General features: G+C 73.6%; 22 protein-coding genes. 10 read left to right on the top strand and 12 right to left on the bottom strand.

The window, feature by feature from the left end; all coding sequences use genetic code 11:
- The first annotated feature begins 44 nt into the window (after positions 1-44).
- Together treY and otr(A) are read left to right on the top strand one after the other, a co-directional pair.
- Positions 45-2519, top strand: a complete 2475-nt coding sequence (gene treY, locus ACH4FH_RS06810) for a malto-oligosyltrehalose synthase (RefSeq protein WP_398554662.1) — start codon at positions 45-47, stop codon at positions 2517-2519.
- A 209-nt stretch (positions 2520-2728) separates the two neighbouring features.
- A complete protein-coding gene (gene otr(A), locus ACH4FH_RS06805; RefSeq protein WP_398554661.1) occupies positions 2729-4759 on the top strand; it encodes a tetracycline resistance ribosomal protection protein Otr(A) in 2031 nt (676 codons plus the stop codon).
- A 169-nt stretch (positions 4760-4928) separates the two neighbouring features.
- On the opposite strand, the gene ACH4FH_RS06800 is transcribed toward otr(A), so the two are convergent.
- Positions 4929-5474 carry an FHA domain-containing protein gene (locus ACH4FH_RS06800; RefSeq protein ID WP_398554660.1) on the bottom strand — a complete coding sequence of 182 codons (546 nt, stop codon included), beginning with the start codon at positions 5472-5474 and terminating at the stop codon, positions 4929-4931.
- A 254-nt stretch (positions 5475-5728) separates the two neighbouring features.
- Here ACH4FH_RS06800 and treZ point away from each other — a divergent pair, with 254 nt between their 5' ends.
- The gene (gene treZ / locus ACH4FH_RS06795) at positions 5729-7558 is read left to right on the top strand and encodes a malto-oligosyltrehalose trehalohydrolase (protein WP_398554659.1); all 1830 of its coding nucleotides are present in this window, start codon (positions 5729-5731) and stop codon (positions 7556-7558) included.
- Positions 7559-7579: 21 nt separating this feature from the next.
- Here the strand turns inward: treZ and ACH4FH_RS06790 are convergent, their stop codons facing one another.
- Positions 7580-8113 (bottom strand): type 1 glutamine amidotransferase domain-containing protein, encoded by a 534-nt coding sequence (locus ACH4FH_RS06790; RefSeq protein WP_398554658.1) that lies wholly within the window; start codon positions 8111-8113, stop codon positions 7580-7582.
- A gap of 188 nt (positions 8114-8301) precedes the next feature.
- Positions 8302-9771, bottom strand: a complete 1470-nt coding sequence (locus ACH4FH_RS06785; RefSeq protein ID WP_398554657.1) for a purine-cytosine permease family protein — start codon at positions 9769-9771, stop codon at positions 8302-8304.
- A gap of 127 nt (positions 9772-9898) precedes the next feature.
- Between ACH4FH_RS06785 and ACH4FH_RS06780 the strand changes: the two genes are divergently transcribed.
- The 3 genes from ACH4FH_RS06780 (at position 9899) to ACH4FH_RS06770 (ending at position 13188) form a co-directional block, all read left to right on the top strand.
- Positions 9899-11509, top strand: coding sequence for a PucR family transcriptional regulator (locus ACH4FH_RS06780; protein ID WP_398554792.1), 1611 nt, complete (start codon positions 9899-9901; stop codon positions 11507-11509).
- Between the two features lie 84 nt (positions 11510-11593).
- Positions 11594-12532 (top strand): metallophosphoesterase family protein, encoded by a 939-nt coding sequence (locus ACH4FH_RS06775; RefSeq protein ID WP_398554656.1) that lies wholly within the window; start codon positions 11594-11596, stop codon positions 12530-12532.
- Positions 12529-13188, top strand: coding sequence for a 4'-phosphopantetheinyl transferase (locus tag ACH4FH_RS06770; protein WP_398554655.1), 660 nt, complete (start codon positions 12529-12531; stop codon positions 13186-13188). The genes ACH4FH_RS06775 and ACH4FH_RS06770 overlap by 4 nt, the downstream gene beginning before the upstream one ends.
- 133 nt (positions 13189-13321) lie before the next feature.
- On the opposite strand, the gene msrB is transcribed toward ACH4FH_RS06770, so the two are convergent.
- The 4 genes from msrB to ACH4FH_RS06750 all read right to left on the bottom strand — a co-directional run bounded on the left by msrB (position 13322) and on the right by ACH4FH_RS06750 (position 17095).
- The gene (gene msrB, locus ACH4FH_RS06765; RefSeq protein WP_398554654.1) at positions 13322-13723 is read right to left on the bottom strand and encodes a peptide-methionine (R)-S-oxide reductase MsrB; all 402 of its coding nucleotides are present in this window, start codon (positions 13721-13723) and stop codon (positions 13322-13324) included.
- 18 nt (positions 13724-13741) lie between these two features.
- Entirely contained in the window at positions 13742-15139 is a 1398-nt protein-coding gene (gene murC / locus ACH4FH_RS06760) for a UDP-N-acetylmuramate--L-alanine ligase (protein WP_398554653.1), read from the bottom strand.
- A 97-nt stretch (positions 15140-15236) separates the two neighbouring features.
- Positions 15237-15875, bottom strand: coding sequence for a response regulator (locus ACH4FH_RS06755; RefSeq protein ID WP_398554652.1), 639 nt, complete (start codon positions 15873-15875; stop codon positions 15237-15239).
- Positions 15872-17095, bottom strand: coding sequence for a sensor histidine kinase (locus tag ACH4FH_RS06750; RefSeq protein ID WP_398554791.1), 1224 nt, complete (start codon positions 17093-17095; stop codon positions 15872-15874). Before ACH4FH_RS06750 ends, ACH4FH_RS06755 begins: the two co-directional genes overlap by 4 nt.
- A 239-nt stretch (positions 17096-17334) precedes the next feature.
- Between ACH4FH_RS06750 and ACH4FH_RS06745 the strand changes: the two genes are divergently transcribed.
- The gene (locus ACH4FH_RS06745) at positions 17335-18414 is read left to right on the top strand and encodes an ABC transporter permease (RefSeq protein WP_398554651.1); all 1080 of its coding nucleotides are present in this window, start codon (positions 17335-17337) and stop codon (positions 18412-18414) included.
- Positions 18411-19145, top strand: coding sequence for an ABC transporter ATP-binding protein (locus tag ACH4FH_RS06740; protein ID WP_398554650.1), 735 nt, complete (start codon positions 18411-18413; stop codon positions 19143-19145). Before ACH4FH_RS06745 ends, ACH4FH_RS06740 begins: the two co-directional genes overlap by 4 nt.
- Here ACH4FH_RS06740 and ACH4FH_RS06735 read toward each other — a convergent pair.
- Together ACH4FH_RS06735 and ACH4FH_RS06730 are read right to left on the bottom strand one after the other, a co-directional pair.
- Positions 19090-19569 carry an indole-3-glycerol phosphate synthase gene (locus ACH4FH_RS06735; RefSeq protein ID WP_398554649.1) on the bottom strand — a complete coding sequence of 160 codons (480 nt, stop codon included), beginning with the start codon at positions 19567-19569 and terminating at the stop codon, positions 19090-19092. The two genes, ACH4FH_RS06740 and ACH4FH_RS06735, sit on opposite strands and share 56 nt — an antisense overlap.
- A 161-nt stretch (positions 19570-19730) precedes the next feature.
- On the bottom strand, positions 19731-20573 hold the full coding sequence (locus ACH4FH_RS06730) for a pyrimidine reductase family protein (RefSeq protein WP_398554648.1): 843 nt from the start codon (positions 20571-20573) through the stop codon (positions 19731-19733).
- Positions 20574-20640: 67 nt separating this feature from the next.
- Between ACH4FH_RS06730 and zapE the strand changes: the two genes are divergently transcribed.
- Both zapE and ACH4FH_RS06720 read left to right on the top strand, forming a co-directional pair.
- Positions 20641-21774 carry a cell division protein ZapE gene (zapE, locus tag ACH4FH_RS06725; protein ID WP_398554647.1) on the top strand — a complete coding sequence of 378 codons (1134 nt, stop codon included), beginning with the start codon at positions 20641-20643 and terminating at the stop codon, positions 21772-21774.
- Between the two features lie 133 nt (positions 21775-21907).
- Positions 21908-23284 carry an alkaline phosphatase PhoX gene (locus ACH4FH_RS06720; RefSeq protein WP_398554646.1) on the top strand — a complete coding sequence of 459 codons (1377 nt, stop codon included), beginning with the start codon at positions 21908-21910 and terminating at the stop codon, positions 23282-23284.
- 77 nt (positions 23285-23361) lie between these two features.
- Here ACH4FH_RS06720 and ACH4FH_RS06715 read toward each other — a convergent pair whose 3' ends face one another.
- From ACH4FH_RS06715 to ACH4FH_RS06705, 3 genes are all read right to left on the bottom strand, one after another.
- On the bottom strand, positions 23362-23574 hold the full coding sequence (locus ACH4FH_RS06715; RefSeq protein WP_398554645.1) for a hypothetical protein: 213 nt from the start codon (positions 23572-23574) through the stop codon (positions 23362-23364).
- A 79-nt stretch (positions 23575-23653) separates the two neighbouring features.
- Positions 23654-24322 carry an ABC transporter gene (locus ACH4FH_RS06710; RefSeq protein WP_398554644.1) on the bottom strand — a complete coding sequence of 223 codons (669 nt, stop codon included), beginning with the start codon at positions 24320-24322 and terminating at the stop codon, positions 23654-23656.
- Positions 24319-25278, bottom strand: coding sequence for an ATP-binding cassette domain-containing protein (locus tag ACH4FH_RS06705; RefSeq protein ID WP_398554643.1), 960 nt, complete (start codon positions 25276-25278; stop codon positions 24319-24321). The genes ACH4FH_RS06710 and ACH4FH_RS06705 overlap by 4 nt, the downstream gene beginning before the upstream one ends.
- Positions 25279-25285: the final 7 nt, after the last annotated feature.

The raw sequence follows: 25285 nt of genomic DNA, 5'->3' as shown, positions 1-25285 counted from the left end.
GCGCGGATGACACAACAAGCCGCCGACGGGGTACGGGTGTTCCCATGACGCAGCCATCGAGTCCGTCACCGACCGCCACGTACCGGCTGCAGCTCCAGCCGGACTTCCCGTTCGCCGCCGCCGAGCGGGCGGTGCCGCATCTCGCCGCGCTCGGCGTCTCCCATCTGCACCTCTCCCCCGTTCTGGAGGCGGTGCCGGGCTCCACGCACGGTTACGACGTGGTCGACCACACCGCGGTGCGGGCCGAGCTGGGCGGCGAGAAGGGGCTGCGGGCCCTGGCGGCGACGGCCCGGTCGCACGGCCTCGGCCTGATCGTCGACATCGTGCCGAACCACATGGCCGTGCCGACTCCCGCATCGCTCAACGGCCCGCTGTGGGAGGTGCTGCGCGACGGTCCGCGGTCCCCGTACGCCCGGTGGTTCGACATCGACTGGGACGGCGGGCACGGCGGGCGGCTGCTGCTGCCGGTGCTCGGCGGGCGGATCGGTGAGGAGGCCCGGCACCTGCGCGTCGAGGGGGGTGTGCTGCGCTGTCACGAGCACGCCTTTCCGCTGCGGCCCGGGACCGAGGAGCTGCCGCCGGACCGTCTCCTGGACGCCCAGTGGTACCGGCTTGCCTGGTGGCGGCTGGCCCGCAGCGAGCTGAACTACCGCCGCTTCTTCACCATTTCGGAGCTGATCGGGGTGCGCGTCGAGGACCCGGACGTCTTCGAGGCGACGCACGGCACGGTGCTGCGGCTGATGCGCGAGGGCGTCATCGACGGGCTCCGCGTCGACCATCCGGACGGGCTGGTGGACCCGGGCGGCTATCTGGCCCGGCTGGACGCCGCGACGGGCGGCCGGTGGACGGTGGTGGAGAAGATCCTGACCGGCGACGAGCGGCTGCCGGACGGTTGGGCGTGCGCGGGCACGACCGGCTACGACGCGCTGCGGCACATCGACGCGCTGTTCGTCTGCCCGCAGGGCTCCGCCCGGCTCTTCGCCCACTACCGCGACTTCGTCACCCCGCTCGCCGACGAGGGCGGCGACTGGGAGGAGACGGTACGCCGGGCCGCGTACGAGGTCGTCACGCACGATCTGGCGGCCGAGGTCGAGCGGCTGACGCGCACCGCGCAGCGGATCAGCGAACGCGTCCCCCGGCCGGGGGACCACTCGACGTGGTCCCTGCGGCACGCCATTCGCGAGTTGATGGTGCGGCTGCCCGTCTACCGTCCCTACGCCGCGGACACCGGCCGCGCGGAGCAGGACGCGGCGATGCTGGACAAGGCGGCGGTGGAGGCGCGTACCGCGTTCCGCGTGCCCGAGGAGGCGCGGGCGGTGGACCTGGTCCGCGATCTCGCGCTCGGGCTCTTCCAGGACGACCCGGACTGCGCCGACTTCGCCGCGCGCTTCGCCCAGACCGCGTCGGCGCTGCACGCCAAGTCCGTTGAGGACACGGCCTTCTACCGCTACCCGGTGCTGCTGTCGGCCTGTGAGGTCGGTGGCGACCCCGGGGAGCCGGCGCTCGGCCCCGAGGTCTTCCACGCCTTCTGCGCCCGGACGCAGCGGGACCGGCCGCTGACCGGGACGGTGCTCTCCACGCACGACACCAAGCGCAGTGCCGATGTCCGCGCGCGGATCGCGGTGCTCTCGGAGTGTCCCGACCGGTGGCGGGACGTGCTGGGCGAGCTGTCGGGCGGGGCCGGGGGCGCGGTCGGGGTCATGGGGGTGGACGGCACGGGCCCCGCGGACCCGATGGTGTCCTGGCTGGCCTGGCAGACCGCGTTCGGTCTCGGCACGCCGGGCGGCGCCGGTCCCGCGGCGGGCGACGGGCGCCGCGAGGAAGCGGTGGAGCGGATGACGCCGGCGGTCCTCAAGGCCGTCCGGGAGGCCGGGCTGCGGACCTCCTGGACGGAGCCGAACGTGGACTACGAGAGCGCCGTGACGGAATTCGTACGCAGCGGACCCGCAGGGCCCGGGGCCGTCCCGCTGAGCGCGCTGGACGAGGAACTGGCCCCGTTCGTCCGCGCCAATGTGCTGGGCGCCGCGCTGCTGCACCTCACCATGCCGGGGGTGCCCGACCTCTATCAGGGCACCGAGCGCCAGTACGCGGCGCTCGTCGATCCCGACAACCGGGCGCCGGCCCGCTTCTGCCCCGAGCTGCTCGCGGACCTCGACGGCGGTGCCGCGCCGCGCGGTCTGTCCGACGAGAAGCTGCTGCTGACCGCCGCCGCGCTCCGGCTGCGGCGCGCCCACCCGGAGTGGTTCGGCGCCGACGCGTCGTACGAGCCGCTGCGCGCGGAGGGGCCCGCGGCCGAACACTGTGTGGCCTACTGCCGCAGCGGGAAGGTGGTGTCGGTGGCGACCCGGCTCTCACTGCGCCTGGTGGAGACCGGTGGCTGGTGGGACACCGTGCTGCGGCTGCCGCCCGGCGGCTCGTGGCGCGATCTGCTGACGGGCCGCTCGGTGGCGGGGGGCGCGGCATTGGGGCTGGATGAGCTGTTGGCCGTGTCGCCGGTGGCGTTGCTGGTGGCCGAGTGACGGGGCGTCGGGCGGCGCGATCCGACGGCTGACAGTCATTGCTGTGGGCGGGCCACGGGACGCGCAACGGAAAACCGGTTGCGCTCTCACCCCCGCCTGGCAGCATGCAGCTGTACAGACGACCTTCCCCCAGGAGTACCGCATGCGCCGAAACCTCGGAACGACTCAGCGCCCTTACCGGACGACAGTTGTCGAGGTTTCGAACAGCCATGCAATCCTCTTCTCCGCGCAGCGCCCCGCGCCCCACCGGCCACGTTGCTGACGCCCCTTCTCCGCACGGCGCGCGGCCACTCCGCGGCAGCCGTCGCCCCCGCCACACCCTGAACATCGGCATCGTCGCCCATGTCGACGCGGGCAAGACCAGCCTCACCGAACGGCTGCTGTTCGACACCGGCGTCATCGACCGGCTCGGCAGTGTCGACGCCGGCGACACCCGTACCGACACCGGCGAGCTGGAGCGGCAGCGCGGCATCACGATCCGCTCGGCCGTCGCCTCCTTCACCGTCGGCGACGTCCAGGTCAACCTCATCGACACCCCCGGCCACTCCGACTTCATCGCCGAGGTCGAGCGTGCCCTGGGCGTGCTCGACGGCGTCGTGCTGCTGCTCTCCGCGGTGGAAGGCGTCCAGGCCAGAACACGGGTGCTGATGAAGACGCTGCGGCGGCTGCGGCTGCCGACGCTGCTCTTCGTCAACAAGATCGACCGGCCGGGTGCGCGCGGCGACGCGCTGGTGGCGGACATCCGCCGCACCCTCGCCCCGGTGGTCGTCCCCATGGCGGTGCCCCACGACCTCGGCACCGCGCGGGCGCACGCGACCCCGTACCGGCTGGACGACCCGGCGGCCCGCGAGCGGCTCGCCGAGACGCTGGCCGAGGCGGACGACGCGATCCTTGCGGAGGTGGTCGAGGGTCCGCCGCCCGGGGCGGCCCGGCTCCGCGCGGCGCTGGCCGCCCGGACCGCCGACGCCACGGTGCACCCGGTGTACTTCGGGTCGGCGCTCAGCGGGCAGGGGATCGGCGCCCTCATCGAGGGCATGGTCCAGCTGATCCCCCCGGCCCCCGTGGGATCGGGCAGCGAGCCGCGGGGCACCGTCTTCGCCGTGCAGCAGCTGCCGCACGGCGAGCGGACAGCTCATATCCGGCTCTACGAAGGGGAATTGCGCGCGCGTCAGCGGATCACGCTGCACCGGCGGGAGGCGGACGGCGCGAGCGGAGCACTGACCGGCAAGATCACCTCGCTGGAGGTCGTCGGGCGCCCGCCCGGTGACGAAGGCCCGCTCACCGCGGGCAATATCGCGGTGCTCCGCGGGCTGCCCGGCATCCGGACCGGCGACCGCGTCGGCCCCGCGTCCGGCCCCGGCGCCGCGGACCCGGGCGACCGTACGGCGACCCCGTTGTTCCCCTCCCCCACCCTGGAGACGGTCGTGCGGCCTCAGGACCCGGCGCGCGCCGCGGCCTTGCGGGCGGCGCTGCTGGACCTGGCCGATCAGGACCCGCTGCTGCGTGTGCGCTCCGCGCCCGGTGGAGCGACCTCGGTGCTGTTGCACGGCGAGGTGCAGAAGGAGATCATCTCCGCGACCCTGCGCCAGGCGTACGGCATCGAGGCGGAGTTCGCACCGAGCCGGGTGGTGTGCGTGGAACGGCCGTGCGGCGTCGGCGAGGCGCATGAGGAGATCGCGCGGCGCGGTCACACCGGGCCGTGGGCGACGGTCGGGCTGCGGGTCGAACCGGGCGTCCGCGGCTCCGGGCCGGTCTTCACCTACGAGACCGAGCTCGGCGCGCTGCCACACGGCTTCCACCAGGCCATCGAGGAGACCGTCCTTGCGACACTGCGCCACGGACCGCGTGGACTGGCGGTGACCGACTGCCGGGTGGTGCTGACCCGTTCCGGGTTCGTCGGCCCGCTCAGCACGGCCGGTGACTTCCGTGCCGTCACGCCTGTGGTGCTATTGCGGGCGCTACGGCGAGCCGGCACCCGGGTCCACGAGCCGTACCACGCCTTCGAGGCGGAGCTCCCGCTCGACGCGCTGGCTCCGGTGACCGCCCGGCTCACGGCTCTGGGCTCCGAACTCGGCGAGACGTCCGGCGGCCGGCACTCCTGGCTGCTCAGCGGCTTCCTGCCGGCGCGGCGTGTCCGGGAAGCGGAGGGAGCGTTGCCCCATCTGACCCGCGGTGAGGGGGTGTGGACCTCGCATCCGTCGGGCGACCGGCCGGTGCGCGAGGGGGCGCCGAATCCGTAGCAGGGGGCGCGCCGGGGCTCGTGCGTCATGCGCCGGAACCGGCGCGTCTCGTGACGCCGCCCGATACGTCAACACTCGCTCTCCGTCGAGCTGTTGCTTGCGAGGCAGACCCGCCCCCGGCCATCGTCCCCGACCGCCGGCCCCCGGCGAAAGGTCCTCCGGGTCCGGCTCACCGCTCCGTCAGGACGTAGTCGACGCGGCCGAAGCTGATGTGGTCGCCCGGTCCCACGGGCACCTCGCCCACCACTCGCCGCCCGTTGACACAGGTGCCGTTGGTGGAGCCGAGGTCGCGCAGCAGCCAGCCGTTGCCGGCGCTGCGCAGTTCGGCGTGGGCACGGGAGACCGTCTCGTGGTTGAGCCGCAGGCCCACGCCGGGAGCCCGCCCGATGAGCAGCGGGAAGGGGCCCGGCGACGGCAGCAGAAGCTTGGGCAGCCGCTCCGCGCGCCACGCCCGGCGCACCCTGAGGTGGAAGGACGACGCCCGGCCGACCATCCGCAGCAGGGTGCCCTGGACCTTGCCCCGGGCGGCCAAGTCCGCGGTGGCCTGCTCCAGTTCGGAGTTGTGCTGGGCGGTGAGGACGAGTTCCAGGCGCCGCAGGAAGGTGTCCTGGGACAGCCGCCCGTGTGCCGCGCCGTCACGCAGCAGGTCGAGGGCGCGCTCCCGGTCGGCGTCCGACGGGCGCGCAGGCCGCGCAGGGAACTCCAGCGAAGTCATGTCGGTGATTGTCCGGCCACCGCGAGCCGGTGTCCAGGCGATGTGTCCGTGCTGCGCGCCCCGGGGCGGCGGGCAGGTCCCAGGAGCCCGGCGGACGCCCCTGTGGCCACGCGGCGGGGCACCGCGTCCGCCGCTCGCCGGAACGGCCCAGCGAAATGGCCCGATGTCGTCCCGGTTCGCCACGTCGGGCTGCCGGGCGGCGGCGCGACGTGCTTACGTCGAGGAGGACCGGGAGCGAACGAAGGAGTGCAGCCGTGCTGTTCGAGGTATGGGCGCCGAGCGCCGGACGGGTCGCTCTCCAGTGGGCGGGCGATCGGGCCGGCGATCCGGCCGTGGCGATGGAGCGTGACACCACCCGCGAGGGCTGGTGGCGCACCGAGAGCCCGGCCCGCGAGGGGGACCGCTACAGCTACCGGCTCGATGACGGCCCGCCGCTGCCGGACCCGCGCGCCGTACAGCTGCCGGAGGGCCCGGGCGGCCCCGGTGCGGCCGTCGACCACGACCGCTTCGCCTGGCGGCATCCGTGGCCGGGACGCCCGCTGCCCGGCGCGGTCCTCTACGAGCTGCACATCGGCACCTACACCCCCGAGGGCACCTTCGACGCGGCCGCGGCGCGGCTGCGGCACCTCGCCGACCTGGGCATCACGCATGTCTCCCTGATGCCGGTCTGCCCCTTTCCCGGGACCCAGGGCTGGGGGTACGACGGGATCGCGCCGTGGGCGGTGCACGAGCCGTACGGCGGGCCCGACGGGCTCAAGCGGTTCGTGGACGCCGCGCACGCACACGGGCTCGGGGTCGTGCTGGACGTGGTGCACAACCACCTCGGGCCGTCCGGCAACCATCTCCCCGCGTTCGGGCCGTACTTCACCGACACCCATCACACGCCGTGGGGCGCGGCCGTCAATCTCGACGCGCCCGGCTCCGACGAGGTGCGCCGCTATCTCGTCGGCAGCGCGCTGAGCTGGCTGCGCGACTACCGGATCGACGGGCTGCGGCTGGATGCCGTGCACGCGCTGCACGACACCCGCGCCCGGCACTTTCTCGCCGAGCTGTCCGGGGAGGTGGACGCGCTCGCCGGGCATCTGCGGCGTCCGCTGTTCCTGATCGCCGAGTCCGACCTCAACGATCCGCGCACCACCGCGCCGCGGTCGACCGGCGGCCACGGCCTGCACGCCCAGTGGAACGACGACCTCCACCACGCCCTGCACACCGCACTCACCGGCGAATCCCAGGGCTACTACGGCGACTTCGCGCGTGCCCCGATGGCCGCCCTGGCCAAGACCCTGACCGGCGGCTTCTTCCACGACGGCACGCACTCCACCTTCCGCGGCCGGGCACACGGCGCGCCCCTTGATCTGCGCGCCACGCCTCCGTACCGCCTGCTGGCCTACGCGCAGACCCATGACCAGATCGGCAACCGGGCGCTGGGCGACCGGCTGGCCGCGGCGCTCTCTCCCGGACTGCTGGCCTGTGCCGCCGCGCTGGTGCTGTGCTCGCCGTTCACCCCGATGCTGTTCATGGGCGAGGAATGGGGGGCGCGTACGCCCTGGCAGTACTTCACCGACCACACCGATCCGGAGTTGGCCGAAGCGGTACGGGCCGGTCGGCGACGGGAGTTCGCCGCCCACGACTGGGGCGCCCAGGGGGCTGCCGCCGCAGGCCCTTCCGATGCCGAGTGGCCGGACCCGCAGGATCCGGCCACTCGCGACCGCTGCGTGCTGGACTGGGCCGAACCGGAGCGGGCACCGCACTCCGCGCTGCTGGCCTGGCACCGCACGCTGCTCGCGCTGCGCCGCGCGCAGCCCGCGCTGACGGACCCGGACCCGGCCCGTACGGGCGTCACCCATGACGAGCGGGCCCGCTGGCTGCTGCTGCGGCGTGGGCCGCTGAGGGTGGCGGTCAATCTCTCCTCCGACACCACGGCCGCCATTCCGGTCGGTGGTCCGGCGGCTGCAGAGAACGGCGGGACGACTGCCGGGAAGCCCACGCTGCGCGCGTTGGCGGCATGGTCCGAGCCCGCCGTCCCCGGCAGCGACGGTGTGCTGTGGCTGCCACCGGAGTCGGCGGTTGTGCTCGGCCCGTAGCGGGCCGGGGCGGGGGTCTGGTCAGTGAGCGAACTCCGCGATGAACGCGGGGCAGAAGGCATCCAGGTCAGCCGGCTTGCGGCTGGTGATCAACGTATTCGGGCCGGCCGTGCAGATGTTGACCTGCTCGTCGACCCAGGTGCCGCCCGCGTTGCGGATATCGGTCTGCAGGCTCGGCCAGGAGGTCAGCGTCCGTCCGCGCACCACATCCGCCTCGATCAGCGTCCAGGATGCGTGGCAGATCGCGGCCACCGGCTTGCCCGCGTCGAAGAACGCCTTGGCGAACGCCACGGCCTGCTCGTCCATGCGCAGCGCGTCCGGGTTGGCCACGCCACCGGGCAGTACGAGGCCGTCGAAGTCCGCGGCGGACGCCTCGCCGGCCGTCAGGTCGACGGGGAAGGTGTCGGCCTTGTCCAGATGGTCGAAGGCCTGCACCTTCCCCTCCGTGGTGGAGACCAGCTTCGGAGTGCCTCCGGCCTCGGTCACCGCCCGCCACGGCTCGGTCAGCTCGACCTGCTCCGTGCCCTCGGGGGCCACCAGAAATGCCACCTGCATACCGCGTTCACGTCCCTTCGTCCCGGCCGCTCCGGCCGGCCGGTTCTCACCGCGCCGCTCCGGCCGCACGACCGTCCGGGTCAGTCCATCTCCGTCATTCGGCTGATGAGGAAGAGGTCGCTCTCCTCCACCTCCGACCATAACGGGGCAAACGACGTTCGCTCATCCGCAGGGGCGTTCGGCGGCCCCTAGACCGCGGACACGACCCGGTTCGCGTCCGGGCCCTCCAGCTCCCGCTCGCTGGCCGCGACCGCGGCCTCCTCGGCCGCCGAGTCCAGGCCGCGGTTCAGGAGGTAGTACAGGCCGCCGCCGACCAGCAGGCCGGGGGCGAAGGAGAGGTCCGCGCCGCCCAGCGCCTCGGTGACCGGGCCGGTGTAGAACGACGTCGCGAAGAACGGGATCATCGCGACGAAGCCGGCGACGTACGCGACGATGCCGCGCCAGGCCCAGCGGCCGTAGATGCCGGCCGGGTCGAAGATCGCGGTGACGGCGTAGTGGCCGCGCCGGACCCAGTAGAAGTCGACGAGGTTGACCGCGGTCCAGGGGATGAGGAAGTAGAGCATCATCAGCACGAAGGTGTTGAAGCTCTCCAGGTAGTTCTCCGGGAGCAGCATCGCCACGGCGAGGATGACGACGCCGATGGCGACGATCCCGGCGACACGGATCCGTACGGTCGGCCGGACGGCACGGAAGGCGTCGACCGCGCTGGTGGTGGTGAGCATCGCGCCGTAGGAGTTCACGGCCATGATGCCGATCAGGGCGACGGAGGAGACCACCACCGCGAAGGTGCCGAATCCGGGCAGGATGGCGTTGCCGACCTGCCGGATGCCGTTGATCGCGTCCGGGTCGGGCAGCGCGGAGGCCAGCAGCGCGCCGAGCGACATCAGCCAGGCCGCGGAGCCCGCGGCGCCCGCGTACGTCCACCAGATGACCTTGCGGGCGGAGACGTCGCGCGGGAGGTAGCGGGAGTAGTCCGACACGTACACGGCGTAGCTGATCTGGTAGCCGGCGGCGGCGGAGAAGACGACGAGGAAGGACGTCCACGAGCCGTGCGCGGCGGAGGCGGGGCCGGCGGCCGCGGACGGGTCGAGCTGGACCAGCGCGCCGACGGTCAGCACGCCGAAAACGGCGATCAGGACATAGGTGAGCCAGCGCTGGACCAGATGGAGCAGGTCGTGGCCGACGATGGCGAGCACGATGGCGACGCCGATGATCAGCACGTACCAGAGGGTCGCGCCGCCGGGGAAGACGGTGCGCAGGCCCTGCGCGGCCAGGACCACGTTGAAGACGTTGAAGCCGACGTAGACGAAGACCACCGCGGCGAACGGGACGATGGCACCCCGGATGCCGAACTGCGCCCGCGACTGGATCATCTGCGGAAGGCCCATCCGGGGGCCCTGATTGGCGTGGAAGGCCATGAAGAAAGTGCCGAAACACGCGCCGAGGACGACCGCCGCGACGGAGGCGGGCAGGCTCAGGCCCAGCTCCGGGCCGAGGAAGCCGGTGACCATGGTGGTCAGCACGAAGTTGCCGGTGAACCAGAACGGTCCCTGGTGCCATACCTTCCCGTGGCGCTCGCGGACGGGGACGTAATCGATCGAGCGGGCCTCGATGACGCGGGATGGTCGTCCCTCGTCATCGCCTGGTGCATCGGCCATGGGATCCATGGAGTTCTCCTCCGGGGGGACGGCGGCATGTCTGCGGTGCTGCGAATCTAGGTGCAAGGGCCACACGATTCGATCGCCCGATCGTCCACTCCATAGATATGTGGTGGACACTATGTCTATGCCGCTGCACCTCTCCGACCTCCTGGCCCGGCCCGACCTCAATCTGTCGGTCGGCTACGACGTGCCACCGGAACTGCTGGCCCGCACCGTCGAAGCGGCCACCGTCTCGGACCTGCCCACGCCGGGGAAATGGCTGCAGGGCGGCGAACTCCTCATGACCATCGGTCTGCTGCTGCCCATGGAGCCGGCCGCCTGCCGCGCCTATGTACGGGATGTGGCGGAGGGCGGGGCGGCCTGCCTCGCCCTCGGGCTCGGGCAGGGGCTGCCGTACCAGTCGGCGCCACAGCCCCTGGTGACGGCGGCCGAGGAGGCCGGGCTGCCGCTGCTGACGGTGCCGGACGAGGTGCCGTTCATCGCCGTCACCAAGGCCGTCTTCGACGCGCGCGCCACCGAGCAGCGCGAGATGCTGCACCGGGCCTTCGCGACCCAGCGGCGGCTGACGGCGGCGGCGACCGGCGACGGGCTGCGGCCGATGCTGGCCGAATGGACGGCGGCCACGGGCGTGGGCGCGGCAGTCCTCGACCCGCTGGGCAGGCTGCTGGCCGTGGGTGAGCGGGGAGCGCCCGCGCCACCGCGAGAAGCACGCGAGCTGGTCGAGCGGGTCGCGGCGCGCGGCCTGCGCGGCAGCGCCTCCAGCACGGCCGGCGGACACCAGCTGGAGGTGCAGCCGCTGGGCGCCCGAAGGCTGCGCGGGCTGCTGCTGCTCACCGGCCGCCCCGACGGCGCGGCCCGTTCGGTCGTACCGGGCCTCGTCTCGCTGCTCTCACTGGAACTGGAGCGGCGCCATCTGCGCGATGAGCCGGAGCGTCGCCGCAGGTCAGCGCTGCTCTCCCAGCTGCTCACCGACGAGGACCTGCCGGCCGACCAGGCGCGCGACCTGCTGGTCTCGGCAGGTTTGACCGCGGAGCGGGTGCGCGGGGTCGTGGTGGCGGCGGGCGAAAGCCGGCAGCAGGGAGCGGGGCGGGGGCGTGCGCAGGGCGGTTCCTCCGGCCCCGAGTCGGTCGGGGCCGACTCCGCCGGTGCCGAGGGTGCGGCGTACGAGATGGCCGCCGACCTGGCCTTGGCGATGCCCGGCGGCCTGGTCAGGGTGGCGGACGGCACCATCGAGGCGGTCGTCGGCGAGGACCTCGACATCCGTGAGGTGCTCGGCCGTTTCGCTCCGCACTGCCCGGCCGGCATCGGCCCTGCGGTCCCACCCGAAGCGGTCCGGGTGTCGCTGCGTCAGGCGGCGGGGCTGCTCGCCGTCAGCGGGGCGAGCGGCGAGCCCGCCGAGGCCCGCCCGAGCGGGACCAGCCGGCTGCTGCTGGACCTGGGGGACAGCCGGACGCTGCACGGCTATGCCGACGCGGTGCTCGGACCGCTCGATCTCGCGGACAACGGCGAGGAGTTGACGGCCACCTTGGCGGCGTGGCTGGAGACCGGCGGCGCCTGGGATGCCACCAGCCGCCGGCTCGGCGTCCACCGTCACACCGTGCGCAACCGCCTCGACAAGGCCATGGACCTCACCGGTCGGCGCATGGACGATCCCGACGACCGCTTCGACCTCTGGCTTGCCACCCGCATCCGCCGGGGCGACACTCCTGCCCCGGGCAGCGGCGGCTCTCGCTGAATCCGGCGCCGCCACGCGGGCGATGAGGGGCGGCGTTCGCCTGCCGCCCTTCACTCCGCACCGGCCACCGACTTTACTTCGACCGTGACCTACGAAATCCGTCCCGTGCCTCCCGGTCCCGTTCCCCGGCCCGCCGCTCCCGCTGCCGACGGGCCGCGCCGACCGGGGCACGGCAAGCTGGTGGCCGTTAGTGATCTGCACGTCCGCTACGCCGAGAACCGCGACATCGTCGAGCGGCTGACCCCGGAGTCCGACGACGACTGGCTGCTGATCGCGGGGGACGTCGGCGAGTTCGTCGCCGACATCCGCTGGGCCCTGACGGTGCTCAGCAGCCGGTTCGCCCGGGTGGTGTGGGTACCGGGCAACCACGAGCTGTGGACACCGGCCCAGGACCCGGTGCAGCTGCGCGGCGTCGAACGCTACGAGCATCTGGTCGCGATCTGCCGGGAGTTGGGCGTCCTGACCCCGGAGGACCCGTATCCGGTGTGGGAGGGAGCCGAAGGACCTGTCGTCATCGCCCCGCTCTTCCTCCTCTACGACTACACGTTCCGGCCGCCGGGGGTCACCACCAAGGCGGAGGCCCTCGCCGTGGCCGAGGAGGCCGGGGTGATGTGCACCGACGAGCTGTTCCTGCACCCCGACCCCTACCCCACCCGGGAGTCCTGGTGCCGGGCTCGGGTGGCCGCCACCGAGGCCCGGCTCGCCGCCGTCCCGGAGGAGCTGCCCACGGTCCTCGTCAACCACTTCCCCCTGGTGCGCGAGCCCCTCCGGCCCCTGTGGCACCCGGAGTTCTCGCTGTGGTGCGGCACCGAGGCGACCGCCGACTGGCCGCGCCGTTTCCGTGCGGCAACGGTGGTCTACGGCCACCTCCACATCCCCCGGCTGCTGATCTGCGACGGCGTCCCCCACCAGGAGGTGTCGCTCGGCTACCCGCGCGAATGGCGGCCGCGCGCCGGCACCCCCGGCCGCCCGGTCCAGATCCTGCCCCCCGTCACCGCGGCGTCGACGGCGGCCACCTCATGATCGGCAAGCTGCTGCCCGCGCCGATCGCGACCGCCGAAGCCTTCCACGACGCTCCCCTGACCGCCATGTTCCCCGAGGAACGGCAAGCGGTGGCCGCCGCGCTCCCCCAACGGCAGAAGGAGTTCGGCACCGTACGCGGCTGCGCCCGCGCCGCCCTGGCGGAGTTCGGCATCGCCCCCGCGCCGCTGCTTCCCGGCCCCGACCGGGCCCCCCGCTGGCCGGACGGCATCGTCGGAGCGATGACGCACTGCACCGGCTACCGCGCCGCGGCGGTGGCCCGCTCGTCGGACATACGCGCCATCGGCCTGGACGCCGAACCCAACGAGCCCATCGACGACCCCGGAGTGATCGGCCTCGTCACCCTCCCCGGGGAACGCGCCCAACTCACCCGGCTGGCCGCGCTGGAACCCGGTATCTGCTGGGAGCGCCTGATCTTCAGCGCCAAGGAGAGCGTCTACAAGGCGTGGTACCCGCTCACCCACCGCTGGCTCGGCTTCGAGGAGGCGCACCTGACGCTCGACCCGACGGACGCCACCTTCACGGCCCGCCTGCTCGTCCCGGGGCCGGTCGTCGACGGCAGAGAGATCACCGAGTTCAGCGGGCAGTGGCTGGTCGCTGAGGGACTGGTGGTGACGGCTGTCGTGGTGCCGGGGTGACGGGACGGGCGGAGGACGCGCCTCGGCGGCACCTCCGCCCGGCGCCTCGTTCACCCGGTCCCTTGTCCGGCCGCCCCCGCTCGGCCGGTTCTGCCGTGTCGGGCACCGCGGACCGGCCGGGAGGGTGACGCCCCTAGTCAGCCGTCAGCCGCAGCGAAATGCTGTTGATGCAGTACCGCTGGTCGGTGGGCGTCGGGTAGCCCTCGCCCTCGAAGACATGGCCGAGGTGGGAGCCGCAGCGGGCGCAGCGGACCTCGGTGCGGACCATGCCGTGGGAGCGGTCGTCGATGAGTTCCACGGCGTCGGTGTCCTTGGGGTCGTAGAAGGACGGCCAGCCGCAGTGGCTCTCGAACTTGGTGTCGGAGCGGAACAGTTCGGCGCCGCAGGCGCGGCAGGAGTAGACGCCCGCGGCCTTGGTGTCGGTGTACTCGCCGACGAAGGCGGGCTCGGTGCCGGCCTTGCGGAGCACCTGGTACTCCGCGGGTGTCAGCTCCTCGCGCCACTGCTCGTCGGGCTTGTCGATCTCGTACGACATCAGGAGTGCCTCCTCAGCTCAGCTGCCCAGGCGGGACAGGATGGCGGGGCCGAGGTCGGTCACATCGCCCGCGCCCATGGTGAGAACAAGGTCACCGGGCTTCGCCATTCCGGCGATGACGTCCGGGACGGCGGCCTGGTCGCTCTCGGCGGTGACGTCGGCGCCCGCGGTGCGCGCGGCGTCGATGATCAGGGTGCTGGTGACGCCCGGGATCGGGTCCTCGCGGGCGGGATAGATCTCCAGGACCACCGAGGCGTCGGCAAGAGCGAGCGCCTGGCCCATTTCCGTGCCGAGTTCCTGGGTGCGGGAGAAGAGGTGCGGCTGGAAGACGACCAGCACCCGGGAGCCCTCAGCGGCGCCCCTGATGGCCTCCAGGTCGGCCGTCATCTCGGTGGGGTGGTGCGCGTAGGAGTCGATGACCTGCACGCCGGCCGCCTCGCCCCTGAGCTGGAGGCGGCGCTTGACGCCGGTGTAGGTGCCGAGCGCGGAGGCGAGGTTGTGCGGCGGCAGGCCCATGGCGATGCCGGCGGCGAGCGCGGCGACGGCGTTGCCGGCGTAGTGCCGGCCGGGGACGGAGACGGTGAAGGTCAGGATCCGCCCGGTGCTGAGGGCGACGGTGACGTCGCTGGTCAGGCCGCGCGGGTTGATCTTCAGGATGCGGACGTCGGCGTCGGCGGCCTCGCCGTAGGTGACGACCTCGATGTCGTACCGACCGGCGATCTTGGCGGTCAGCTCGCGGGCGCCCGCGTGGTCGGCGGAGATGACCAGGGTGCCGCCGGGGCGGACCCGGCCGATGAAGGTCTCGAAGGACTCGTAGATCTCGTCCATCGAGGCGTAGTTGGCGTGGTGGTCCAGCTCGACGTTGAGGACGATGGCGACCTCGGGGGCGTACTTGTGGAAGCTGCGGTCGCTCTCGTCGGCCTCGGCGACGAAGATCTCGCCCTCGCCGTGCTCGGCGTTGGAGCCGGGGGCGTCCAGGTCGCCGCCGATGGCGTACGACGGCTTGAGACCGAGCGAGCCGAGGGAGACGGCGAGCATGGAGGTGGTGGTCGTCTTGCCGTGGGTGCCGGCGACGGCGATGGGGCGCAGGCCGTCCATCAGGGACGCGAGGGCGTCGGAGCGGTGCACGACCGGGATGCCGCGCTCGTGGGCGGCGGCCAGCTCGGGGTTGTCGGGGCGGATCGCGGAGGAGACGACGACACTGGTGGCGTCCTCGGCGAGGTGATCCGCCGCGTGCCCGAGGTGGACCGTCACGCCGAGGGCGCGCAGGGCCTCGGCGGTCGCGGAGTCCTTGGCGTCGCTGCCCGCCACCTGGGCGCCGCGCTTCGCGAGGATCTTCGCGATGCCCGACATACCGGCTCCGCCGATGCCGATGAAGTGCGGCCGGTCCATCGTGGCTGGGATGGCGGGTGCCATGGGCGGGTCTCCCTGATCGTCGCGAGCGGTGGTGCTGCCGATGATTCTCGCACCCGGCACCGACAACGTGTGTCCCGCCGCGTGCGAGGGCGCACGCTCAGCGGCGGATCAGACCCCGGGCCGTGGCGGCGGCGACCGCGGAGGTGCGGGAGTCGACGCCCAGCTTGGCGTAGATGTGGACGAGGTGGGACTTGACGGTGGCCTGGCTGAGGAAGAGCTGCTTGCTGATCCGCGCGTTGGACAGGCCGTCGGCGACGAGCTGGAGGACTTCGGTCTCGCGGCGGGAGAGGGCGGTGGCGGGGGCCCGCATCCGGTCCATCAGGCGCAGCGCGACGGTGGGTGCGAGCGCGGACTTTCCGGCGGCCGCGGTGCGCACCGCGGCGGCCAGTTCCTCGGGCGGGGCGTCCTTGAGGAGGTAGCCGGTGGCGCCCGCCTCGATGGCGGCGAGGATGTCGACGTCGGTGTCGTACGTGGTCAGGACCAGGACGCGGGGTGCGCCCTCGCGGGCGGTGATGGCGGCGGTGGCCCGTGAGCCGAGCATTTCGCCGCCGAACTGGAGATCCATCAGCACCACATCGGGGGCGAGCCGCCCGGCGAGGTCGACGGCCTCCTCCGCGGTGGGGACGTCGGCGACGATGTGGAAGCCGGGTTCGGTCTCCAGGACGGCGCGCAGGCCCGCGCGGACCACGGGGTGATCATCGGCGAGGAGCAGCCGGATCGGCGTTCCGGGCGTCACGTGGCGGCTCCCGGGGCGGGGTCCCCGGCGGTGGCGGGGATGCTCCCGGGGGCACCGCCCGGGGCGTCGGCTGCGCCCGCCGCCACGGTCGGGCAGGGCAGGGTCACGGCGACGGCGGTCCCTTCGCCGGGTGCGGACTCGACGGCGAGGGTCCCCTGGAGGGCGCGGGCCCTGGCGCGCATGGCGGCCAGGCCGAAGCCGGTACCGGTGACCTGCGCGGAGCCGGGTACGGGCACCTCGTCGGGGCGGAATCCGGCGCCGTCGTCGACGACGTCGAGGGCGACCTCGGTGTCCATGTAGCTCAGGGTCAGCTCGGCACGGCCCGCGGCGGCGTGCCGGACGGTGTTGGCGAGCGCGGACTGGGCGATGCGCAGCAGGGCGACCTCGTGCGAGGTGGGGAGCTCGGCGGGCGTCCCCGAGATCCGGCAGCGCACGGCCAGGCCGGTGCTGCGGGCGGTGGTGGCGCACAGCCGCTCCAGGGCGGCGGGAAGGGAGCCGGACTCCAGATCGGGCGGGGTCAGACCGCGGACGAACCGCCGGGCCTCGGCGAGATTGCCCGCCGCGGCGACCCGGGCCTGCCGGACATGGCCGAGGGCCGTCCCGGGCCGCTCCGGCAGGGCGCGCTCGGCGGCACGCAGCAGCAGCTGGATGCTGGACAGGCCCTGCGCGACGGTGTCGTGGATCTCGCGGGCCAGACGTTCACGCTCGGCGAGGACTCCCGCGGCGTGCTCGGCGTCGGCCAGTTCGCTGCGTGCCGCGGTCAGCTCCTCGATGAGCCGGCGGCGCTGTTCGCTCTCGCGGTAGAGGGCTTGGTAGCCGAGGACGACGGCGACCGCGACGGCCGCGCCGAGGGCCGGGCCGAGGACCGTGCCGACGCCGAGGGTGTGGGTGTGCCACCCGAAGCCGGCGACGGCGACGACGGTGGTGAGCGCGACCGAGGGCAGGGCCCAGCGCAGCGGCAGCAGGTGCAGTTCGACGAAGAACAGCGGGAAGGCCAGCCAGACGCCGTCCTGGGTGAGGGCGAGCAGCACCGTCCAGCCCAGCGCGACGGCCGCGAGCCAGAGGGCCGCGGCGGGCAGCGAGGTGCGGACGCGGGGCAGGGCGGGGCCGACGGCGTAGAGGGCGAGCAGCGCGAGGGCCGTGGCGATGACGGCCGGGGCGTCCGGTGTGCGGTCGGCGACCGCCCGTACGGCGGCGAGGGCGAGCAGCGCGGCCACCATCAGATGGAGGCAGCTGCGCAGTACCCGCAGGACAGGGGTGAGGTGGTGATCGGTCACGGCCTCTTCAGGCTATGCGCGGGAACCGCCCGCGGCATCAATCAAAAGGTGGACGGGCGGCCGGGCCTTTCGATCCTCCTGAACCGCTCCGGGGCGCGATGCCCGGGGCCCGCCTGGCGGGTGACGGTGGGCGCAGCGGCCGGACAGCGGGTCCGGCGCCCGAGCCGAGGTGGGCAAAGTCTGTGTTCGTCGCCTGGAGAGACCTGGGATTCGCCAAGGGGCGCTTCGCGCTGATGGGCACCGTGATCGTGCTGATCACGGTGCTCGTGGGCCTGCTGTCGGGTCTCACGGCGGGCCTGGGCAGGGAGAACACCTCCGCGATCACCGGGCTGCCCGCCGATCACCTGGTGTTCCCGGAGCCCGCCGAGGGCGGCGCCGTCGCGTTCGGCGACGCGGCGCTGCCGGAGCGGACCGTGCGCGAGTGGGCGCGGGTGCCCGGGGTGCGGCGTGCGGAGCCACTGGGGATCGCGACGACGAAGGCGCAGGCGGGCGGCAGAACGGCCGCGCTGTCGGCGTTCGGAGTGCGCCCGGGGTCCCCGCTGGCACCGTCGGCGGGTGCGGTCGGGGACGGCGAGACGGTGCTCTCCGAGCAGGCCGCCGAGGCCCTGGGCGTACGGGTCGGCGGCTCGCTCACGCTGGGCGGCCGGTCGGTGCGGATCACGGCGGTGTCGGGCCGGGCGATGTACAGCCACGCACCGGTGATCTGGACGTCCCTCGGCGACGGGCGGGAGGCCGCGGGCGGCCCGGGTGCCCCCGGCGGCGCCGCGGTGCTCGCCCTGTCGACCACCGGTGCGGCCGATCTTGCCTCGGCCGACCGAAAGCTCGGCACGACGACGGTCACCGCCGAGGACGCCCTGGAGGCGATCGGCTCCTACAGCGCCGAGAACGGCTCGCTGCAACTGATGCGCGGCTTTCTGTTCGCCATCTCCGCGCTGGTCATCGGCGCGTTCTTCACCGTGTGGACGATCCAGCGCAGCGGCGATGTCGCCGTGCTGAAGGCGCTGGGCGCCCCCACCGGTTATCTGTTGCGCGACGCGCTCGGCCAGGCGGTCGTCCTGCTGGTGGCCGGTACCGGCCTGGGGACCGCCGTCGCGGCCGGGGTCGGTGCCGCGGTCGACGGCACGGTGCCGTTCGTCCTGGAGGCGTCCACCGTGCTGGTACCCGCCCTGATCATGATCTCGCTCGGTGCCGCCGGCGCCGCGCTGTCCATCCGCCGCATCACGTCCGTGGACCCGCTGACCGCCCTGGGAAGTGCCCGATGAGCCTCGAACTGACCGATGTCACCCTCACCTACCCCGACGGCGGCGCCCGGCTGACCGCGCTGGACGAGGTCTCCCTGGCCGTACCGGCCGGCTGCGTGACCGCCGTGATCGGCCCGTCCGGCTCCGGCAAGTCCAGCCTGCTGGCGGTGGCCGCGACGCTGATCACCCCGGACCGCGGCCGGGTGGTGATCGACGGCACCGACACCGCGGGGATGAGCCGCGCCGCGCTGACGACACTGCGTCGCTCGACGATCGGCACGGTCTTCCAGCAGCCGAACCTGCTGCCGTCGCTGACCGCCGCCGAGCAGCTGCAGGTCATGGCGCACCTGGACGGCCGCTCCCCGCGCGCGGCCCGGCCGCGCGCGCTGGAGCTGCTGGCTGCGGTCGGCCTCGCCGATCAGGCCGGCCGCCGGCCGCACCAGCTCTCGGGCGGTCAGCGGCAGCGGATCAACATCGCGCGGGCGCTGATGAACGACCCGGCGGTGCTGCTGGTGGACGAGCCGACCAGCGCGCTGGACCACGAGCGGGGCGCGGCGGTCCTGGACCTGCTGACCACCCTCACGCGGCAGCGGGCCACCGCGACGGTGCTGGTCACCCACGACCGCGCCCATCTGGACGCGGTGGACGAGGTGGCCGGGATGCTGGACGGGCGGCTGGGCCCACGCGGGGGTGGGGTCAGCTCCCCGCGGAGTCCTGGGCCGGATCGTCGGCGGCGTGCGAGAACAGCTTGAGGACCGGCACGCCGACCTTGTGACGGGCGCGGGAGGCCCAGTCGCGGTGGAAGAACTCCTCGACGAAGTGCGGGGTGGTCAGCACGATCACCTCGTCCGCGTCGGTCTGGTCGACCATGGACCGCAGCAGGTCGAGGGGGTGGTCCTCGACCACTTGTCCGACGGCTTGCGCCCCCGTGGCGCGCAGTGCGGCCAGGGTGTGGGCGAGGGCGCGCTCGGCGGGGGGTTCCGCCCGGGTGCCGCCGGGTTCCTCGCCCTCCCGTACGGCGTCGTCGAACTCGCCGAGTGCGACGTCGTCGATCGCCCGCAGCAGCACGTCCTGCCTGCCGCGCGGCTGCATGAGGACGACGAAGGAGATCTGGTCGCCGCCATGCAGGGTGGTGACGAACTCCACGTCGGCGGGCGTCAGAGGCTTCTCGATCATCAATACGCTCGTGAACACGACGGGCGCCCTTCTTCTCTTCTTCCGGGCGTCGCATGGCACGGCACCCATTCAGAATTCATCCTGCCCCGTCGCCACACGGGGCCTGTTGGCCTTAAGTCTGCCCAACGGAAGCTAAGCGGAACGGGCAATTCCACTGATTGTCATGACCGACGGTAGCGGGTGAAGAGGAACCCGGCCTCTTCCAGTACGGACACCAGGGCGAACCGCTCCGGGACGGCGACCGCGGGACCGTTCATGATGCGCGCCGCGGCGCCCACCGTGACGACAGGAGCCAGCGAAAGGCAGAGCTCATCCAGCGCGCCGGCCGCCGCGAACTGCCCCAGCAGCTTCGGCCCGCCCTCGGTGAGCAGCCGGGTGTGTCCCCGTTCGGCCAGCACCGCCGCCACCCGGGCCGGGTCGACGCCGATGCCCTCGCCGGCGAAAAGCACCTCGACGCCGGCGTCCCGGGCCGCTCGCACCCGGTCCGCCGGGGCGCCCGCGCCGGTCAGCACGAGGGTCGGCACCAGCGGCTCGGTGAACAGCGGCAGCGAGAAGTCCAGCGCCAGCCCGGCGCTCACCACCGCGATGGCGGGCGCCGGGCCCTGCCCCGCGGCTTCCCGGCGCGCCGCGAACGCCGCGCGGGCGCGGGCCGGCCGGTACCCCTCCTGACGAACCGTTTCTGCACCCACCACCACCGCATCCGCCAGACCCCGCAACACGCCGAAGATCCGCATGTCGGCGGCGCCGGAGAGGGGCTGCGAGCGCCCGTCGTGGTGGGCCGCGCCGTCCACGGAGGAGACCATGTTGGCGCGCAGCCAGCCGGGGCGGCCGGCCCGCACCGAATCGTCCGCCGCCGGATACACGTAGGCGTCGGCCAGCTCCTCCAGCGTCCACTCGCGGTCCGTGACGTCCGGCGGCGCCGGGACCGGAGCGGGGTTCCCGTCGTCGTGGGCCGACGGGGGCGGGGCTGCAGTCGGGGAGCTGAGAGGGAACAGGCGTCGCATGGCGGCAGTGTGACATGCCTCGCTCATCGGACCGGCGAGTACGGCGGAGCGACTAGGCTGGACGGCTGTGTCGACTTCCCAGCCCTCGTCCCCGCAGTCCGCTCCCATAGCCGAGCCGCCGGCCGGAGGGAGCGAGGCGGCCCCGGTCGCACTCACCGCACGCGCGCCGCACGTCCCGGCCGAGCACCTAGTCGCCGAGATGGTGCCGCCGCCGCGCTTCCAGGGCGCGCGCTTCGACACCTACATCCCGGACCCGAACCAGCCCAGCCAGGCCGAGGCCGTCCAGGTCCTCGGCGCCTTCGCCGAGAGCATCGACGGCGGGGCCGGCGCGGGTGGCGCCGGCAAGCGGCGCTGGTTCGCCAGGAGCCCCAAGAAGCCCGCCGTGCCCAAGGGCCCTCGCGGTGTCTATCTGGACGGCGGCTACGGCGTCGGCAAGACCCACCTGCTCGCCTCGTTGTGGCACGCCACGCCCGCACCGGCCGAGCGCAAGGCGTTCGGCACGTTCGTCGAGCTGACGAACCTCGTCGGCGCGCTCGGCTTCCAGCAGACCGTGCGCACGCTCGGCGAGCACCGCCTGCTGTGCATCGACGAGTTCGAGCTGGACGACCCCGGGGACACCGTCCTGGTCTCCACCCTCCTCGGCAAGCTGGTCGACGCCGGGGTGGCGCTGGCCGCCACGTCCAACACCCTGCCGGGCAAGCTCGGTGAGGGCCGGTTCGCCGCCGCCGACTTCCTGCGCGAGATCCAGGGCCTGAGCGCCCACTTCCGGCCGCTGCGCATCGACGGCGAGGACTACCGCCACCGCGGCCTGCCCGAGGCGCCCGCCCCGTACGACGACGAGACCGTCACGCGCGCCGCCTACCGCACCCCCGGCGCCTCACTGGACGACTTCCCCTCCCTGCTGGAGCACCTGTCCAAGGTCCACCCCAGCCGGTACGGCGCGATGTGCGACGGCATCCGGGCGGTCTGCCTCACCGACGTCCAGGCGGTGCCCGACCAGTCCACCGCCCTGCGGCTGGTGGTCCTCGCGGACCGGCTCTACGACCGTGAGGTGCCGGTGCTGACGTCCGGCAAGCCCTTCGACGAGCTGTTCAGCGACGAGATGCTGCGCGGCGGCTACCGCAAGAAGTACTTCCGCGCCATCTCCCGGCTGACGGCACTGGCGCGTGACGCGGGGCCGCTGGTGGCGGACCGGGGCTAGCCTCTCCCCTTCTGTGGCCGAGCGCCGTCCCCGTGCATCCGGGGGACGGCGCTTCGCGCATGGTTCCCGGCGGCCTGGTCGCGTGATACACACGTGCGGGTCACGTCACCTGTCCGCCAACAGGGAGTTGCCCATGTCCGCGACACGACGTCAGATCCTGGCAAGAACCGGTGCGCTGGGGGCGGGTATCGCCTTCACCGGAAGCCTCACCGAGCTCTTCGCGGGGACCGCCGCCGCCCAGAGCACGGGCGGGAGCGGCTACGGACCGCTGGTCCCCGACCCGGACGGCCTGCTCGACCTCCCCAAGGGCTTCCGCTACAAGGTCCTCTCCCGGGAGGGCGGTCCGCTGTCCTCCGGCGAGGGCAAGGTGCCCAGCAACTGCGACGGCATGGCGGCCTTCCCCGGCCCCGACGGCCGGCCCAACCGCACCTATCTCGTCCGCAACCACGAGAACCGCACGGGGTCGCGTTCCGCCGTCCCCACCGTCCCCGAGCTGACCTACGACCCGGGCGGCGAGGGCGGGTGTACGGCCCTGGAACTCGACCGGGACAACAACCTCCGGAGCGAGCGGGTCGCCATCGCCGGCACCTCCACCAACTGCGCGGGCGGGCCCACGCCTTGGCACACCTGGCTCACCTGCGAGGAGACCGAACTCCGGGCCGGTGAGGAGAACTACACCAAGGACCACGGCTTCATCTTCGAGGTCGACCCGTACGACCCGCGCCGCACCGGCGCCGTCCCGCTGACCGCCATGGGCCGCTTCCAGCACGAGGCGATCGCCGTGGACCCCGCCACCGGCACGGTCTACGAGACCGAGGACGCCTTCGAGAAGCCGTTCGGTCTCTTCTACCGCTTCCTTCCCGAGAAGCCGAAGGGCGGACGGGGCTCACTGCGCGCCGGCGGCCGGCTGCAGGCCCTGCGCGTCCCCGGAGTCCCGGACCTCTCCGGCGTCCAGGAGCCCGGCGCCACCTTCGATCATGTCTCCTGGGTGGATGTCCCCGACCCGTTGGCCCGCGAGACCCCGATCCGCTTCCAGGACTTCGGGCCCGGGGGCATCACCCACGCACAGAAGCTGGAGGGCTGCTACTGGGGCGGCTCCTGCGTGTACTTCGTCTCCAGCTTCGCGCACAGCGACGAGGGTTCGGCCGCCGACCACTACGGCCAGGTGTGGAATTACGACCCGCGGCGGCGCCGGCTCACCCTGGTGGTCGTCTTCGGACCGGACGCCGACCTCCAGCTGCCCGGCGAATCCCCCGACAACATCACGCTGGCGCCCAGCGGCGGCCTGATGGTCTGTGAGGACGGGGACGGCGCGCAGCACGTCTTCGGGCTCACCCGGCGCGGCCAGGTCTATGCGATGGCCCGCGGCCGGCAGAACATCGGCACCCCGGAGAAGCCGGAGTGGGGCGAGTTCGCGGGGGTGACCTTCTCCCCGGACCACCGGACGATGTACGTCAACTGCTACACGCCGGGCACGACCTTCGCCGTGACCGGGCCCTGGCACCACTGACGGTCCCGCGCCGGCGGGGTACCCGGGCGCTCGGGGCCCGGGTACCCGACCGGCCGCGCGACGCCGCGTCCGCGACGTCAGCCGGAGCAGGCGGAACGTTCGGCTTCCTGCCACTCGCAGACCGGGCACAGCACGATGCCGGGGCGGGTGACCGGGTACTCGGTCGGCTTGCCGCACTGCACACAGTCGGCGAAGGGCGGGCCGACAGCGGCCTCGGAACCGGCACCCGTGGCGCCGGTGCCCTCGGGGGCGCTGTCGCGGTTGCGCGTGTGCGCGTCGCTGGCTGCCATACCTCCGAGCGTACGCCGGTCCGGCACGGCCGGGCGGCGGCAGAGTCCGTGAGCGGGCCTCGCCCGGAAGCCAATCCGCTCAGGTCCGACGGGAGCTGAGAGCGCAGGCGACGGCTGTCGCGGCGGCCGCGATCAGGACGGTGGCGGCCAGCGGCAGCCACGGGGTGTGGATCGTCCCGCGTACGGAGCCGGTGACCAGGCCCGATACGGCGGCGTTGGCGGGCGAGGCGCTCAGCACGGACAGCAGCAGCGCGGCGAGCAGCCCGGCAGGCACGGCGGAAGCGGGACTGCGCAGGACCGGCCAGTTGCACAGCGCACCGATCGCGGTGCCCAGCAGCACACAGGCCAGCCCGGCGAGCAGCCCGGCGCCGGCCGCGGGCAGGATCGGTACGGCGACGCGGTCAACGGAGGAGTGCGGGTCGGAGAACAGTGCGACGAACGCGACGCCGACCAGCCCGAGGAGCTGTGCGGCGCCCGCCGCGGTCAGGACGCAGGCGAGGTGCACGCGGCCGGGGCCGGCAGCGGCCGCGGCGCAATTGCGGGCGGCAGGCGGCTCGTTGCCTACGCAGACCCTGGTCAGCCACGCCGCGACGGGCAGCAGCCCGGCGGCGGCATAGCCGTACGCGTCGAGAACGGGGCCGCCGGTCTGCACACCGATGGCCAGGAACGCGGCGTACATGATGGCCGGCGGGAGCCAGCGGTGCGAGCCGAGGAGCAGGGCCGCCTGGTAGCGGAGCAGGGCGGTCACGGGAGGGGACCCTCCTCATCGGGGACGGGGCCGGGGTCGGGGTCGGGGTCGGCGTCGAGATCGTGGCCGTGGTGCGCTCCGGGCCCTGTCCGTCCCTCGGGCGGGGCGGCGGTCACCGCGCGGATGTGCCAGGGCGGACGGGCGGTGAGCAGTGCGCGCAGCAGCGCGTCGGAGTGGAAGGCCGGGACGGTCAGCCGGGTCGTTCCCTCCGGCCCTGCCACGATGTCCGGACGTCCCGGCAGGGCGTCCGCGCCGGGGCGCGGGGTGCTGCCCGGCGGGCCCTGGGCATCGATGATCACGCGTGGGCCCCGGTCCGCCGCCGCGCGGCCGCCTCCGGGCCCCGCGGCTTCCTCGGCCAGCAGTCGCCCCTCGGCGACGCGGTAGCGCGCGTCTGCCGCGCCGGCCAGACGGCGCGGGTCGTGGTCGACGAAGACGACGGTGCCGCCGGCCGCGACCCGCTCGGCGACCGCGCGGTCGAGCTCGTCGCGCGCCGCACCGTCCAGGCCGGTCCACGCCTCGTCCAGGACGAGGAGTTCGGGCTCGGCCATCAGCGCCTGGGCGACGGCGACCTTCTGGCTCGTCCCCTTCGACAGGTCGGCCAGCGGCGTGCGTGCGTGCCCGGCCGCCCCGAAGCGGGTGAGCCACTCCGTGGCGCGTCGGTCCGCTTCGGGACCGCGCAGGCCGTGCACGCGGCCGAGGTGGGTGAGGTAGCCGACGGCGGTGAAGGGCAGGGCGGCCGGGAACCGTTCGGGGACGTACGCGGTGCGCGGGCGCCCGGTGATCCGCCCGGCGGAGGGCCGGTCGATCCCCGCCAGCAACCGCAGCAGCGTGGACTTTCCGCAGCCGTTGGTGCCCTCGATGCGCAGCAGCGCGTGGGCGGGTACGTCCAGGTGCACGTCCCGCAGCACCCAGTCCCCCCGCACCCCGTAGCGCCGCCCGACTCCGTCCAGCCTCACGCGCCTT

Source organism: Streptomyces sp. NPDC017993, assembly GCF_044328065.1.
Classification (GTDB): domain Bacteria; phylum Actinomycetota; class Actinomycetes; order Streptomycetales; family Streptomycetaceae; genus Streptomyces.
This window is presented reverse-complemented; position numbering and strand designations above follow the sequence as displayed.

Bases quoted from the DNA above. Each gene is read 5' to 3' on its own strand.
- ACH4FH_RS06715 (WP_398554645.1), bottom strand. From the start codon at position 23,574: ATGGCAGCCAGCGACGCGCACACGCGCAACCGCGACAGCGCCCCCGAG.
- ACH4FH_RS06780 (WP_398554792.1), top strand. From the start codon at position 9,899: ATGCCGCTGCACCTCTCCGACCTCCTGGCCCGGCCCGACCTCAATCTG.
- treY (WP_398554662.1), top strand. From the start codon at position 45: ATGACGCAGCCATCGAGTCCGTCACCGACCGCCACGTACCGGCTGCAG.
- ACH4FH_RS06740 (WP_398554650.1), top strand. From the start codon at position 18,411: ATGAGCCTCGAACTGACCGATGTCACCCTCACCTACCCCGACGGCGGC.
- ACH4FH_RS06770 (WP_398554655.1), top strand. From the start codon at position 12,529: ATGATCGGCAAGCTGCTGCCCGCGCCGATCGCGACCGCCGAAGCCTTC.
- ACH4FH_RS06730 (WP_398554648.1), bottom strand. From the start codon at position 20,573: ATGCGACGCCTGTTCCCTCTCAGCTCCCCGACTGCAGCCCCGCCCCCG.
- murC (WP_398554653.1), bottom strand. From the start codon at position 15,139: ATGGCACCCGCCATCCCAGCCACGATGGACCGGCCGCACTTCATCGGC.
- ACH4FH_RS06720 (WP_398554646.1), top strand. From the start codon at position 21,908: ATGTCCGCGACACGACGTCAGATCCTGGCAAGAACCGGTGCGCTGGGG.
- ACH4FH_RS06790 (WP_398554658.1), bottom strand. From the start codon at position 8,113: ATGCAGGTGGCATTTCTGGTGGCCCCCGAGGGCACGGAGCAGGTCGAG.
- ACH4FH_RS06785 (WP_398554657.1), bottom strand. From the start codon at position 9,771: ATGGCCGATGCACCAGGCGATGACGAGGGACGACCATCCCGCGTCATC.
- ACH4FH_RS06735 (WP_398554649.1), bottom strand. From the start codon at position 19,569: ATGATCGAGAAGCCTCTGACGCCCGCCGACGTGGAGTTCGTCACCACC.
- ACH4FH_RS06800 (WP_398554660.1), bottom strand. From the start codon at position 5,474: ATGACTTCGCTGGAGTTCCCTGCGCGGCCTGCGCGCCCGTCGGACGCC.
- ACH4FH_RS06750 (WP_398554791.1), bottom strand. From the start codon at position 17,095: ATGGTGGCCGCGCTGCTCGCCCTCGCCGCCGTACGGGCGGTCGCCGAC.
- msrB (WP_398554654.1), bottom strand. From the start codon at position 13,723: ATGTCGTACGAGATCGACAAGCCCGACGAGCAGTGGCGCGAGGAGCTG.